This is a genomic window from Pseudoalteromonas sp. SM9913 (assembly GCF_000184065.1).
In the GTDB taxonomy this organism is placed as follows: domain Bacteria; phylum Pseudomonadota; class Gammaproteobacteria; order Enterobacterales; family Alteromonadaceae; genus Pseudoalteromonas; species Pseudoalteromonas tetraodonis.
In genome coordinates, this window is record NC_014803.1 from 1,259,557 (window position 1) to 1,273,180 (window position 13,624).

Sequence of the window (13,624 nt, forward strand, 5' to 3'; positions counted from 1 at the left end):
CGCAAGCGTTTAATATTAAGCGCTTGCGCCAGAAGTTTTACACGGCTTTACTCTTTATTTAACCACTGGTTGATCGTGTTATACATTTCATCTCGTAGTATTGGTTGCGCAGTTTTGTTAGGGTGTAAGTTATCGTTTTGCATTAGCTCGCTTTTGCCTGCTACTTTAAGTACAAAAAACGGCATTAAATACGAGCCTGTGGCTTTGCTAACACTGGCAAAGCTATCGGTGAACATTTTACTGTAACGTGGGCCATAGTTAGGTGGAATATAAATTTCCATTAGCGCGGTTTGTGCATCTATTGCTTGGCTTTTTTCAATTAGAGCGGTCAAGTTGTCTTGCATTTTAGTAATTGGGAAACCGCGTAGACCGTCATTAGCGCCAAGCTCTATGAGCACATGAGTTGGTTGATATTGCTCAAGCAATGCATCAAGTCTGCGCAGGGCGCCACCAGTGGTTTCACCGCTAATACTGGCATTAACTAAATTGAGATTACGTTGCTCGGCATCGTATTTATCTTGTAACAATTGCACCCAGCCTTGTTCTTGTTTTAAGCCATAGGCTGCGCTTAAACTGTCACCAAGTATTAAAATCGTGTTGTTAGCTGCCACAGTAAGCGGGTTAATAACTAAAAATAAAATAAATACAAAACGTAGGATTGAATGAGTCATATGTCAGCGCTTTCTCAATTAAATATAATTCAAGTAAATGGTTTGTCTAAAGTTGTATCTACCCTTGAAGGTGAGTTGTCCATCCTCAGCGACATCAGCTTTAATGTCAAGCACGGTGAGTCTGTTGCTGTTGTTGGCACGTCGGGCTCAGGTAAATCCACTTTATTAAGTTTATTAGCAGGGCTTGATACGGCAAGCAGCGGTGAAGTAATGTTAGATGGGGAGCCGCTGCACGAATTAGACGAAGAAGCGCGGGCCGCACTCAGAGCTGCAAAAGTTGGCTTTGTGTTTCAGTCTTTTATGTTGGTACAAAGTTTAACTGCACTTGAAAACGTGATGCTACCGGCAGAGCTTGCAGGTAAAGAAGACGCCAAAGAACAAGCGCTCGCTTTGCTTGAAAAAGTAGGCTTAAGCCATCGGGTTGATCATTACCCGTCGCAGTTATCTGGTGGTGAGCAACAACGTGTTGCGATTGCCCGTGCATTTGTGGGTTCACCAAAAATATTGTTTGCCGATGAGCCATCAGCTAACTTAGATAGCAAAAATGGCCATATGATTGAGTCGTTATTATTTGATTTAAATAAGCAAAACGGTACAACCCTCATTTTAGTCACTCACGATGAAGCCTTAGCACAAAAATGTGAACGCATTATTCAAATAGAGGCGGGGGAGCTGGTACAAAATTCAACAGAGGAAATGGCAAATGTGGGCTAAATTAGCGCTTAAATTATTTTCTCGTGAGTTTCGCCGCGGTGAACTAACCGTAATAAGTGCTGCCATTGCTTTAGCGGTATTAACCGTGCTTACTTTATCTATGGTAACTGAGCGAATTGCACAAAGTATTGCACAAAAAAGCAGTGCATTTATAGCAGCAGATCGTGTTCTTGCCAGCAATCACGCCATAGATACCGCCTTTATAACCAAAGCAGAACAACAAAACTTACAAACTGCACAAATGGTGTACTTTGACACTATGCTGTTTGCAAACGATCAAATGCAGTTTAGCTCGGTAAAGGCTGCATCAAACAGTTACCCGCTTAAAGGCCAATTGAAAGTTAAGTCGGGTTTGAATGCTCAAACTGAGGTTGCCCCCGGTGCGCCAAGCCCTGGTAACGTATGGTTAAGTGAGTCAGTTTTTTATAGCTTAAACATAAACGTAGGCGACCAAGTTGAATTAGGTGCCGCGTTATTTAACGTTGAAAAGGTGATTGTAGAAGAACCCGACGCGCCATTTAATGTGTTCTCTAGTAGCCGTAGGGTGCTCATAAACATAGATGATGTGGCAAAAACCGAAGTAATACAGCCAGGCAGTCGTGTATTTTACCGCCAGTTATATGCAGGTGATGAAAACGACATCAATAGTTTTTACGATTGGTTAAAGCCGCAACTCAAAGAAAACCAAAACTGGTATGGTGTAAAAGACCGCCAGTCTCCTATTTCAAATAGCTTAAACAGAGCCGAAAGCTTTTTATTGTTAGCAGGTTTGCTGGGCATTATATTAGCCGCGGTTGCTATTGCAGTATCGGCTAAGCGCTATTGTGAGCGCCAATATGACCCAGTCGCAATGATGAAAACCTTAGGTGGCAGCCGCGATATGATCCGCAAAATTTACCTTATGCACTTATTAATGGTGTGTACCATGGCGGTAGTCGTTGGCCTTGCTATTGGTTACGGTTTACAAGAAGTTGCAACTGGTTACCTTGCAAAAAGCATGGGAACCGAACTGCCCATGGCAGGGTTTAAACCGTGGTTAGTGGCTATTAGCACCGGGGTTATTTGTGCGGTTATGTTTTCTATTAAGCCATTGTTAGATTTATTTGATATTCCACCACTTAGAGTGCTTCGCCGTAATTTAGGCGACCGCCTTGCGGTAAGTAAAATCCATTTAGGGCTTAGCGCCTTAACGGTATTTTTATTAATGTGGTTATTTAGTAACAATATTAAAATTACCCTTATTTTATTTGCCTCAACGCTTGCGCTTATTTTAGTGTTGTTTTTAATTTCTAAATTAATATTTGGCGGGGGCCGAAAGCTTGGCTTAAAGCCAGGTAACAGCTGGTCGTTGGCTATTGCGTCTATTCAAAAGCGCGCCAACGTTAATGCGGTGCAGCTAATTAGTTTTTCGCTAGCGATTAAATTACTGTTGTTTTTAATTGTGCTAAAAAACGACATTATTTCGGATTGGCAGTCTCAGTTACCAAGCGATGCACCTAATGCCTTTTTGGTTAATATTACGCAAAATGAGCTGGATCCGGTAAATGAATACTTAGCGCAAAAAGGCATTCAAGTGTCGGAGTTTTACCCAACGATTCGTGGCCGCGTGAATGCAGTAAATGGCGAAGCAGTAGCACGTGAAGTGTCATTGCAAGACAACGAGAAAAAAGACGAAGAAGCCCGCTCAGGCATTGGCCGCGAGCTTAACTTAACTTGGCTTAACGAAGTCCCCTCACAAAATGACATTATAGATGGCCAGTGGTTTGGCGATGACGCAGTAGCTGAGGCCTCACTTGAAGAGTCGATGATGAAGCGCCTTGATGTGAAAATGGGCGATACCCTCACGTTTTTAATTGGTGCGCAGTCGTTCGACGCTAAAATTACCAGTGTACGTAAAGTTAATTGGGCCACGCTTAAACCTAACTTTTTCATTATTTTAAGCCCTGATGTGTTGAGCAGCTTTCCGGCCACGTATATTTCATCAGTACGTATTGAGCCTGAGCAAAAGCGCGACTTTAGCCAGCTATTGCGAGCATACCCTACTATTACAGCGATTGATGTAGACAACTTTGTTAAACAAATTCAATCGACTATTGAGCAAGTGTCGTTAGCTATTGGCTTTGTACTGGCTATTGTGGTGTTGTGTGGCGCGTTGGTACTTATATCGCAGGTGCAAGCAAGCTTAGGTGAGCGCATGCAAGAAATTGTAATATTGCGTACGTTAGGCGCTAAAAGCCGATTAATAAAGAATGCCACCTTGTATGAGTTTTTATTACTGGGCGGTTTAGCCGGACTGGTGGCTGCATTTTTCAGTGATATAGCACTGTTAATAGTACAGCAGCAAATGTTTGATTTGGCAGGTAAGCTGCATCCTAATATTTGGGTTATTGGCCCCGTTGCTGGTGGCGTGTTTGTAGCAGGGTTAGGCTATTTTATGATTGCCCGTACGCTTAAACAAAATACTCAAAGCTTAGTGCGCGCTTTAGCGTAAACTTTGCGGCCAAATAGCGTTTAAATGCCTACTTTTTAAGTAGGCATTTTTGTTTTTGCTTTGTACTGGTAATTTATACAGTGCTCTGGCATTATTAGCACTATTAATAAATAACAATAATGAGAGTGCTGTTTGGCCATAATTTTAGGGATCGATCCGGGCTCGCGTTTAACGGGTTACGGTGTGGTTGCGCATCAAGGTGCCAAGTTTACATACTTAGGCAGTGGCTGTATTAAATTAGCCGATCATGACTTTCCCACCCGACTTAAAATGATTTACCAGGGCATTACGCAACTTATAGAGCAATTTTCGCCTGAAACATTTGCTATAGAAAAAGTATTTATGGCGCATAACCCTGATTCTGCTTTAAAGCTAGGTCAAGCCCGTGGTGCTGCGATTGTCGGTGCCTCTATGGCCGACTTACCGGTTTTTGAATACTCAGCACGGCAAATAAAGCAAGCCGTTGTGGGTAACGGTGGGGCAGATAAATCGCAAGTTCAACATATGGTTAAAAACATACTTAAACTGCCAGGTACGCCGCAAGCCGATGCGGCGGATGCGCTTGCAATTGCAATTTGCCATGCCCACTCTGAACAAAATTTAATAAAACTAGCGGGTAGCGCAAGCAAAACCGTTAGAGGACGTCTAAGGAAATAACAATGATAGGTCGCTTAAACGGCGTGTTAGTTGAAAAACAGCCCCCAGAAATACTATTAGAAGTGAGCGGCGTTGGCTACGAAGTACAAATGCCAATGACCTGTTTTTACGATTTGCCTAAAGTAGGCGACAACGCCATTGTGTACACTCATTTTGTAGTACGCGAAGACGCACAGTTATTGTTTGGCTTTAATAATAAAACCGAACGTGCGTTATTTAGAGAGCTGTTAAAAGCCAATGGAGTAGGGCCTAAATTAGGCTTAGCCATTTTGTCGGGCATGTCGGCGCAGCAGTTTGTAAGTTGTGTAAATAATGAAGATGCCACTGCCTTGGTTAAATTGCCAGGGGTGGGCAAAAAGACCGCAGAGCGCTTAGTGCTCGAAATGAAAGACAGATTAAAAAATTGGGGTAATGACTTATTTACCCCATTTAGCGATAGCGCCGTAATAGAGCCTGCGAGCGATGCAACTATAGCCAATAATGCGGCCGATGATGCGGTTTCGGCGTTAGTGGCGCTCGGTTATAAATTGCCACAAGCGCAAAAAGCAGTAAAATCAGTAAGCAAACCCGATATGTCGACTGAGGTTCTAATTAAAGAATCTTTGAAATCAATGCTGTGAGTAAATTATGATCGAAGCTGATCGCTTAATAGATGCTGCTGAAAAAACCAACGAAGACACCATAGACCGTGCTATTAGGCCTAAGTTATTGGCCGACTATCGTGGTCAGCCGCATGTTAAGCAACAAATGGAAATATTTATTGAAGCTGCGCGCAGTCGTAGCGAAGCGTTGGATCACTTATTGATATTTGGCCCACCAGGCTTAGGTAAAACCACGCTTGCTAATATTGTGGCGAACGAATTAAACGTAAATATTAAAACCACGTCTGGACCTGTGCTTGAAAAAGCGGGCGATTTAGCCGCATTGCTCACTAACCTTGAAGAGGGTGATGTACTGTTTATTGATGAAATTCACCGTTTGAGCCCGCAAGTTGAAGAAATACTCTACCCGGCAATGGAAGATTACCAGCTCGATATTATGATAGGTGAAGGCCCTGCAGCGCGTTCTATTAAGCTTGATTTACCCGCATTTACACTCATTGGTGCAACTACCCGTGCGGGATCATTAACTTCTCCACTGCGTGACCGTTTTGGTATTGTTCAGCGCTTAGAGTTTTACTCTGTGGAAGACTTATCGCATATTGTGGGGCGCTCAGCGCATTATCTTAGTTTAGAAATGTGTGACGATGGCGCGGCCGAAATAGCCAAACGTTCGCGCGGTACGCCACGTATTGCAAATCGTTTATTGCGCCGAGTGCGCGATTACACCCAAGTAAAGTCAGACGGTACGGTTAATGCTGAGGTGGCCCAACAAGCCCTCGACATGATTGACGTTGATAAAAGCGGTTTTGATTACATGGATCGTAAATATTTACTCGCCATCATCGAAAAGTTTATGGGTGGCCCTGTTGGCCTTGACAACTTAGCCGCGGCAATAGGCGAAGAGAAAGAAACCATAGAAGATGTGATTGAACCCTTTTTAATTCAACAAGGATTTATTCAGCGTACGCCGCGAGGGCGAATTGTCTCTGATAATGCGTACCACCATTTTGGCTTGTTACCTAAAAAAGATTAAATAACCAGAATAACTAGACTCTTTCTAAAGCCACTGTCATTTTAACGACAGTGGCTTTTTAGTATGAGCAAAAGCTAAATTTAGACGTATTTTACTTTGCCAATAATTCACTGAGCGTTAAGACATATCAGGCTATTGTGCGCCTGCTGTAACGTTACTGAGGCCGAGTGTAGCTGATTTGACAAATTGCGGGCAAAAAAAAGCCCGCAAATAATGCGGGCAAACAACAAGTTTAAGGAAGTAATCTAGGGAACTACGTTTTACTTATTGAGGTCATACCCCAAGAAGTAAAAAAGTAATACGAAATAAATCATATTACGAAGAACTGGATTCAATGAAATAGCTTTCATTTAATGCGCTAGCTCGGTATGGGAGAATAATACCGAAGCGGCAGAATTTGTTCAAACTAGAAAATTTATATTTTCAGATTAAAAAAACTAATAGCAGGGGTTTTCTGTTTTTACTTAATGTTGCATGTTAATTAACCATTAATTCTATAAGTTAATGAAATGCTTTGTTTATGTATATTAACATATAAACGTTCGGTATTAGTTTTACTATTACGTTAAGGTAAGTGTGTAGTGTTTATGAGTGCTTATGCATTAATTTTGAATAAACAGCGTATTTTTGTGACTCTTTAGTGAAATTAAGCGGGCTTACAGATAGCTTTATTGTTATTTATTTATACAGTAAAACAAGAGTTAAGTAGTAAAACTATTTTTTTAACGTTTTTTGTTGGCTATTCACAGCAATATCGTTGTCAGCAGTAAATACACTAGATACACTAGCTGAACTTTAATGGTGGCTAATGTGTTACAAAGTTACCTTACTCAAATAAATCAATTTGATGTTTTTAATTATTTAGGAGTTTAACGTGGGATCAGGGCTTAATTTTTTAGATCTAATTCTAGAAGCCAGTTTGCTTGTGCAATTAGTAATGCTAGCGTTGGTTGCTATGTCGGTTATGTCGTGGGCTATTATTTTTCAACGTAAAAAAGCCATCTCTGACGCCTTAGCAAATGCCAAAAAATTTGAGCAACGTTTTTGGTCTGGTGTTGACTTAAGTAAGCTATATAACGAAATTTCATCACGCGGTGGTCAATCAACGGGTATTGAAGCGTTATTCACCTCAGGTTTTAAAGAGTTTGCACGCCACAAAAAAAATACCTTTCAAAGTGCAGGCATTGTTATGGAAGGCACGCACCGTTCAATGCGGGTTGCGCTTTCTCGTGAAATAGAAAAACTAGAATCAAGCTTATCGTTTTTAGCAACCGTTGGGTCAATTAGCCCTTACATAGGTTTGTTTGGTACAGTATGGGGTATTATGAATGCCTTTATTGCCTTAGGTGAAGTAAAACAAGCAACCTTACAAATGGTTGCACCAGGTATAGCAGAAGCTTTGATTGCAACAGCGATGGGTTTATTTGCGGCTATTCCTGCCGTTATTGCCTATAACCGATTTGCTAATAAAGTTGAAAAGTTAGAATCTCATTACATTAACTTTATGGAAGAATTTGCCAATATTTTACACCGTCAAGCAGCTACCCAAATAGAGGCTCAAGCGAATGTACCAGCGTAAAAAGCGTCGCCCAGTCGCAGAAATTAATGTAGTACCATACATTGATGTAATGTTGGTGTTGCTTATTATATTTATGGCCACTGCGCCATTGATAACCCATGGCGTAAAAGTAGACCTACCAAAAATGGAAGAGTCAGACTTGGTTGATACCAAAGATACGCCGCCCATTATTGCCTCTATTGATTCGCAAGGTAAGTATTATGTAAGCATAGGTACTGATCCGGAAGAGCCAATGGAAGCATTAGATGTAGCCGCTGTAATTAAACTACAACTAATGAAAAACCCTGATACTCCAGTAATGATTAAAGGCTCAGGCAAAGTGTCGTATCAAGAAGTGTTACTGCTTATGGATTTTTTGAAGAATGCAGGTGTACCATCGGTAGGCTTAATGACCGAATCCTTTGAGGGGACCAAGTAGTCATATGAATACGTCGTTAATCAAATCAGTAATACTGCATTTAGCATTAGGGGGATTTTTGTATGCATCAGCAAACATTCATCCACCTAAACCTAAAGTAATGGAAGTGACGCTTAATGCCGCCATTCCTGAGCCAGAAAATGCGGTGTCTGCTGTGACCGTGGATCAACAGCAGGTTGAGCAAAAAATTGCTGAGTTACGCAAAAAAGAAGAAGATAAAAGGCGCGCTGAAGATAAACGCATTCGTGATTTAGAACGCCGCGCAGCAGACGCACGTAAGCAAAGTGAATCTGAAGCAAGACGCATTAAAAAGCTAGAGCAGCAGCGCAAAGCTAAAGAGAAAGAAAGAGCTGAAGCCGAAGCTCAAGCTAAAAAAGCCCGCGAAATAGAACAACGTGAGCGAGCAAAGGCCAAACAAGCGCAAAAGCAAAAGCAAGAGGCTGAAGATGCTGCTAAAGCGGCTGCCGACAAACGCAAAGCCGAAGAAGCCGCGCTTAAAAAAGCGGAAGAAGAGCGTAAAAAACGTGCTGAAGAAGCCGAGCGTAAACGTCAGCAAGCATTGCAAGAACAAATACTGCAAGAGCAACTTGCCAAAGAGCAGGCTGCTCGTAATAAAATACGTCAACAGCAAGTAGTGAGTGAAGTTGATAAATACCGTGCATTAATTATGGCGCGTATTCAGCAAAACTTATTAATTGATGAAAAAATGAAAAACCAGCAATGCCGCATTAATCTCCGTCTTGGGTTTAATGGCTTGGTTACGCAGGTTAAGTCGTTAGGCGGTGATAAGTTAGTGTGTGAAGCTGCTTTAAGAGCGGTTCGCATGGCTGACACATTACCGGTATCGAAAGATAAAGACGTATTCGAACAATTAAAGAATATTAATATAACCATCGCGCCAGAGTTTTAAGGGATGACATGTTTAACAAAATTAAAATAGCCTGTTTAGTTTTAATATTAGGGTTTCAGGGCGTTGCACACGCGGCACTTGAAATTGTTATTACTGAAGGAATAGACGGTGCAAGACCGATTGCGATTGTGCCTTTTAAATACCAAGGTATTGGCCCTATTCCAGAGCAGCTTAGCGATGTTATTGCTGCTGATCTAATGCGCAGTGGTAAATTTAAGCCAGTTAGCGTTTCACAAATGCCTCAACAACCACATAAAGACGGCGATATTGATTACGGCGCTTGGGTTAATAAAGGCGTTGAAGCGGTTTTAGTGGGTGAAGTAGAACAGCAAACCAACGGACGTTACTTAGTACGTTATGAGCTTGTTGATGTTATTCGCGGCCAAATTACTGGCGGTGAAACACAAATGATGAGCAACGGTAAGCTTGTTCAAAGCCAAGACCATATTTTAGAAGCACGTCAAAGCGTAATTGGTGAAACTGGATTTCGTCGATACTCGCACCGCATTAGTGATGTTATTTATGAAAAGCTAACTGGCGAAAAAGGCGCGTTTTTAACAAAAATAGCCTATGTTATTGTACGTGATACCGAAGAAAAGCCTTATCAGTTAGTGGTTGCTGATTACGATGGTTTTAATGAACAAGTATTATTGCGTTCAAAAGAGCCATTAATGTCACCGGTTTGGTCACCTGACGGTACTAAGTTAGCGTATGTAACCTTTGAAAATCGCCAGAGCCAAATTTACATTCAAGACATTTATACTGGTAAACGCGAATTGATCACCAGCTACAAGGGAATTAACGGCGCGCCGCAGTTCTCGCCAGATGGTAAAAAGTTACTGCTAGTGCTGTCAAAAGATAAAACTGGTGCAACTGAGGTTTACTTATTAGACTTACTAACACGTAAAGAGACGCGATTAACACGCCATCGTAGTATAGATACCGAACCTTCGTGGTACCCAAATGGTGAAGATATAGTATTTACGTCGGAAAGGGGTGGTAATGCTCAGATTTATAAGTTAAATTTAAAAACTGGCAGAACGCAAAGATTAACCTTTGACGGTGACATGAACCTAGCGGGTTCTATTTCGCCAGACGGAAAAGAATTAGTGATGGTAAACCGTACTAACGGACAGTATCATCTTGCTAAGAAAGAGTTGGCTACAGGTGCGTTTCAAGTTTTAACACGAACTCGCCTTGACGAATCACCGAGCATAGCGCCGAATGGCTCGATGATTATATACAGCACGCTCCACAATAATAAACAGGTACTTGCGCTAGTATCGATGGACGGCCGTTTTAAAGCACGTTTACCTGTGCTTGATGGACAAGTAAAGGCACCGGCTTGGTCGCCATATTTACAGTAATAATTGCTGGTTTACTCAAAATAGGAATCTACTCAATGCAACTTAACAAAATACTTAAAGGCCTGCTAATTGCTGTGCCAGTAATGACACTAGCAGCTTGTAGCTCATCTTCAGATATCGACGAAAATGCAGCTAACCAGTCAAACCAAGCAACTGTTGAGCAAACAACAACGGATACAGTTGAAGTAGCCACAATGACGCCAGAGCAACAAGCAGAAGAGCAACTTCGTCAAAAGTACGAAGCGCTTCGTCAAGAGCAAATTATCTACTTTGACTTTGATAAAGCGACAGTTGAAAGCAAATATGCAGACTTACTTCGTGCACACGCTGAGTTTTTAGTTAAAAATCCTTCTGTTAAAGTATTAATTGAAGGCCACGCAGATGAGCGCGGTACGCCAGAGTACAACATTGCACTTGGTGAGCACCGTGGACAAGCAGTTGAAAAATACCTACAAAGCTTAGGTGTTTCTGCAAGCCAAATGTCAGTAGTTAGCTACGGCGAAGAAAAGCCAATGGTTAAGACTCGCACAGAAGCAGCTTTCGCTAAAAACCGCCGTGCGGTACTAGTTTACTAAGATAAGAGATATTATGAAGCCGAAAATTATTTTGGCAGCCATGATATTGAGCGGGAGCACCCAGTTAATGGCTGCTCCCGCTCCTGTTTCAGAAGCTGCAAGTTCACAGTCAAGCATTGAAAAGCGTTTAGCAACACTTGAAAGTATGATGCAACAGCGTAATTTTTTACAAGTAGAGTTACAGCAACAGCTCAATTTACTGCAAGATGAAGTTAGTCAAATACGCGGAGTAACTGAAGAGCAAAGCTATAAGCTTGAAAAAGTACTCCAGCGTCAACGCGAGCTTTATCAAGAAATTGAGAACCGTGTTAGCCAAGCTTATGCAAAGCCGACGGCTCCAGCGCCTACAACAGACTACACACAGCCTAGTAATGAGCAGAGCTACAGCAGTGATTTATCTGAAAACGAAGCGTACGAACGTGCTGTTGCGCTTATAATGAAAGATAAACGCTACGACCAAGCTATTCCAGAATTTCAAGCGTTCTTAACAACGTATCCAAATTCAGTGTACACCTCAAACGCACATTATTGGCTGGGACAACTATTAACGATTAAAAATGACGGTGTAAAAGCAGCCGAGCACTTTAAAGTAGTTGTTAACGAATTTCCAAATTCAAATAAACGCCCAGATGCGATGTTAAAGCTTGGTACACTTTTACAAGAGCAAGGTTTGAAGGCAGAAGCACAAAAAATACTGAATGAGCTTATCAATCAGTACCCAAGTACAACTGCTGCTAAATTAGCCACAGAACGCTTATCAAAATAAATGTTGATGCTTGATTAGACTGCTTTTTGTCATAAGCGGTCTAAAATTGCTCAACTAGACATAAAAACTTAAAAAAAGAGACAATTTCGGTTGCACTCATTTTATAAATAAGTATTATAAGCGCCCGCAGCAAACGAATGGTAACCCCACTCGAAATGCGACAAAAAGAGCGGGTCATTAGCTCAGTTGGTAGAGCAGTGGACTTTTAATCCATTGGTCGATGGTTCAAGTCCATCATGACCCACCATTCTCTATTGAATGGTTATAATCGGCGGATTTACGCGTACTTACTTTTATAAGTAAATCAGAGCGGGTCATTAGCTCAGTTGGTAGAGCAGTGGACTTTTAATCCATTGGTCGATGGTTCAAGTCCATCATGACCCACCACTTCTGTTACACTTTCTTCGATATAAAATATTTCCGACTATCTCCCTAATTTTTATTTATAAACTGCCTTGTTAGATTGCTATTATTTAGTGTTCGTTTCTCGTATAATTTGCACTATTAATTACACTGTAAATAAAGTGGTCGAGAACAATGAGTTTAGCTCAAACTATTATGCCAGAAGGCTATATCTTTCCTCCTAAGCCAGCTCCGTTAACACAAGACGAAAAAGGCGAATATAAAGCGCGAATAAAGCAGTTACTGCAAGAAAAAAACGCGGTACTTGTTGCTCATTATTACACTGATCCTGAAATTCAGGCACTCGCTGAAGAAACAGGCGGTTGTGTAGCCGATTCACTAGAAATGGCACGCTTTGGCGCTAGACACGAAGCCGACATGATCATTGTCGCGGGCGTACGTTTTATGGGTGAAACCGCTAAAATTTTAACCCCCAATAAAACTGTGGTTATGCCAACACTTGAAGCGACTTGTTCATTAGATATTGGTTGCCCTGTTGATGAATTTTCAGCATTTTGTGATCAACACCCAGATCGTAAAGTGGTGGTATACGCTAACACCTCTACCGCGGTTAAAGCGCGTGCTGATTGGATTGTTACCTCATCGTGTGCACTTGAAATAGTAGAGCACTTAGATGAGCAAGGCGAAAAAATTATTTGGGGCCCAGATAAGCATTTAGGCAGCTATATTCAAAAGAATACCGGTGCCGATATGATCATGTGGAACGGCGCATGTATCGTACATGACGAATTTAAAACCAAAGCCTTAAAAGACATGAAGGCATTGCACCCAGATGCGGGCGTACTTGTGCATCCAGAATCACCGGCTGAAATTGTTGAATTAGCCGATGCAGTTGGCTCTACTAGCCAGCTAATTAAAGCAGCGCAAACTATGCCTAATAAAAAGTTTATTGTAGCCACCGATCGCGGTATTTTTTATAAAATGCAGCAACTATGCCCAGAGAAAGAGTTTTTCGAAGCTCCAACGGCCGGTAGCGGCGCTACGTGTAAAACTTGCGCTCACTGCCCATGGATGGCAATGAATGGCTTACAAGCGATTGAGGAAGCACTGATTGATGCCAGCGGTAAAGAAGTGTTTGTTGACATGGATTTGCGCGAAGGCGCACTTAAATCATTAAATCGCATGCTTGATTTTACAGCCAATATGGCAAAATAATAGATGGCAATATAATGCATTAGATAAAGGCGATACTCAGGTATCGCCTTTTTTATTTGCTTATAGGTGGTTAGTTTGATTATTGAGCAGTTAAAAGCGTGATGTTAAAAAGGCCTTGCACCAAGCAAGTGTATTTCATACTATAGCGCGCTGTTGCAATGCAACATTGTGGAGAGATGGCTGAGTGGCTGAAGGCGCACGCCTGGAAAGTGTGTTTAGGTTAATCCCTAACGAGGGTTCGAATCCCTCTCTCTCCACCATTA

Annotated in this window: 13 protein-coding genes and 3 tRNA genes; 15 read left to right on the plus strand and 1 reads right to left on the minus strand. The window is 41.7% G+C overall.

Features of this window, described 5'->3' with window-relative positions; translation table 11 throughout:
• Positions 1-47: 47 nt before the first annotated feature.
• Positions 48-671 carry an arylesterase gene (locus PSM_RS05805; RefSeq protein ID WP_013464633.1) on the minus strand — a complete coding sequence of 208 codons (624 nt, stop codon included), beginning with the start codon at positions 669-671 and terminating at the stop codon, positions 48-50.
• On the opposite strand from PSM_RS05805, the gene PSM_RS05810 reads away from it, so the two are divergent.
• The 15 genes from PSM_RS05810 (at position 672) to PSM_RS05880 (ending at position 13,621) form a co-directional block, all read left to right on the plus strand.
• Complete coding sequence (locus PSM_RS05810; protein ID WP_008114127.1) at positions 672-1,385, plus strand: ABC transporter ATP-binding protein; 714 nt, start codon at positions 672-674, stop codon at positions 1,383-1,385.
• Positions 1,375-3,876 (plus strand): ABC transporter permease, encoded by a 2,502-nt coding sequence (locus PSM_RS05815; RefSeq protein ID WP_013464634.1) that lies wholly within the window; start codon positions 1,375-1,377, stop codon positions 3,874-3,876. Before PSM_RS05810 ends, PSM_RS05815 begins: the two co-directional genes overlap by 11 nt.
• Positions 3,877-4,008: 132 nt before the next feature.
• Positions 4,009-4,533 (plus strand): crossover junction endodeoxyribonuclease RuvC, encoded by a 525-nt coding sequence (gene ruvC, locus PSM_RS05820; protein WP_008114131.1) that lies wholly within the window; start codon positions 4,009-4,011, stop codon positions 4,531-4,533.
• 2 nt (positions 4,534-4,535) lie between these two features.
• The gene (gene ruvA / locus PSM_RS05825; protein WP_008114133.1) at positions 4,536-5,153 is read left to right on the plus strand and encodes a Holliday junction branch migration protein RuvA; all 618 of its coding nucleotides are present in this window, start codon (positions 4,536-4,538) and stop codon (positions 5,151-5,153) included.
• 7 nt (positions 5,154-5,160) lie between these two features.
• Positions 5,161-6,168: a Holliday junction branch migration DNA helicase RuvB gene (gene ruvB / locus PSM_RS05830; RefSeq protein ID WP_013464636.1), complete on the plus strand. Its 1,008-nt coding sequence runs from the start codon at positions 5,161-5,163 to the stop codon at positions 6,166-6,168.
• A gap of 874 nt (positions 6,169-7,042) precedes the next feature.
• Entirely contained in the window at positions 7,043-7,747 is a 705-nt protein-coding gene (gene tolQ, locus PSM_RS05835; RefSeq protein WP_016899821.1) for a protein TolQ, read from the plus strand.
• The gene (gene tolR / locus PSM_RS05840) at positions 7,734-8,165 is read left to right on the plus strand and encodes a protein TolR (protein WP_016899822.1); all 432 of its coding nucleotides are present in this window, start codon (positions 7,734-7,736) and stop codon (positions 8,163-8,165) included. Before tolQ ends, tolR begins: the two co-directional genes overlap by 14 nt.
• Positions 8,166-8,169: 4 nt before the next feature.
• Positions 8,170-9,075 carry a cell envelope integrity protein TolA gene (gene tolA, locus PSM_RS05845; RefSeq protein ID WP_013464639.1) on the plus strand — a complete coding sequence of 302 codons (906 nt, stop codon included), beginning with the start codon at positions 8,170-8,172 and terminating at the stop codon, positions 9,073-9,075.
• An 8-nt stretch (positions 9,076-9,083) separates the two neighbouring features.
• The gene (gene tolB / locus PSM_RS05850) at positions 9,084-10,442 is read left to right on the plus strand and encodes a Tol-Pal system beta propeller repeat protein TolB (RefSeq protein ID WP_013464640.1); all 1,359 of its coding nucleotides are present in this window, start codon (positions 9,084-9,086) and stop codon (positions 10,440-10,442) included.
• Positions 10,443-10,477: 35 nt separating this feature from the next.
• On the plus strand, positions 10,478-11,017 hold the full coding sequence (pal, locus tag PSM_RS05855) for a peptidoglycan-associated lipoprotein Pal (RefSeq protein ID WP_013464641.1): 540 nt from the start codon (positions 10,478-10,480) through the stop codon (positions 11,015-11,017).
• Positions 11,018-11,030: 13 nt separating this feature from the next.
• The gene (ybgF, locus tag PSM_RS05860) at positions 11,031-11,783 is read left to right on the plus strand and encodes a tol-pal system protein YbgF (protein WP_013464642.1); all 753 of its coding nucleotides are present in this window, start codon (positions 11,031-11,033) and stop codon (positions 11,781-11,783) included.
• A 171-nt stretch (positions 11,784-11,954) separates the two neighbouring features.
• A tRNA-Lys gene (locus tag PSM_RS05865) sits at positions 11,955-12,030 on the plus strand.
• Positions 12,031-12,094: 64 nt separating this feature from the next.
• Positions 12,095-12,170, plus strand: a tRNA-Lys gene (locus tag PSM_RS05870).
• A 150-nt stretch (positions 12,171-12,320) separates the two neighbouring features.
• On the plus strand, positions 12,321-13,361 hold the full coding sequence (nadA, locus tag PSM_RS05875) for a quinolinate synthase NadA (protein ID WP_013464643.1): 1,041 nt from the start codon (positions 12,321-12,323) through the stop codon (positions 13,359-13,361).
• A gap of 170 nt (positions 13,362-13,531) precedes the next feature.
• Positions 13,532-13,621 (plus strand) — tRNA-Ser (locus PSM_RS05880).
• Positions 13,622-13,624 lie beyond the last annotated feature (3 nt).

Coding starts and splice junctions, on each gene's coding strand:
- PSM_RS05805 (WP_013464633.1), bottom strand. CDS start 671: ATGACTCATTCAATCCTACGTTTTGTATTTATTTTATTTTTAGTTATT.
- PSM_RS05810 (WP_008114127.1), top strand. CDS start 672: ATGTCAGCGCTTTCTCAATTAAATATAATTCAAGTAAATGGTTTGTCT.
- PSM_RS05815 (WP_013464634.1), top strand. CDS start 1,375: ATGTGGGCTAAATTAGCGCTTAAATTATTTTCTCGTGAGTTTCGCCGC.
- ruvA (WP_008114133.1), top strand. CDS start 4,536: ATGATAGGTCGCTTAAACGGCGTGTTAGTTGAAAAACAGCCCCCAGAA.
- ruvB (WP_013464636.1), top strand. CDS start 5,161: ATGATCGAAGCTGATCGCTTAATAGATGCTGCTGAAAAAACCAACGAA.
- tolR (WP_016899822.1), top strand. CDS start 7,734: ATGTACCAGCGTAAAAAGCGTCGCCCAGTCGCAGAAATTAATGTAGTA.
- tolA (WP_013464639.1), top strand. CDS start 8,170: ATGAATACGTCGTTAATCAAATCAGTAATACTGCATTTAGCATTAGGG.
- tolB (WP_013464640.1), top strand. CDS start 9,084: ATGTTTAACAAAATTAAAATAGCCTGTTTAGTTTTAATATTAGGGTTT.
- pal (WP_013464641.1), top strand. CDS start 10,478: ATGCAACTTAACAAAATACTTAAAGGCCTGCTAATTGCTGTGCCAGTA.
- ybgF (WP_013464642.1), top strand. CDS start 11,031: ATGAAGCCGAAAATTATTTTGGCAGCCATGATATTGAGCGGGAGCACC.
- nadA (WP_013464643.1), top strand. CDS start 12,321: ATGAGTTTAGCTCAAACTATTATGCCAGAAGGCTATATCTTTCCTCCT.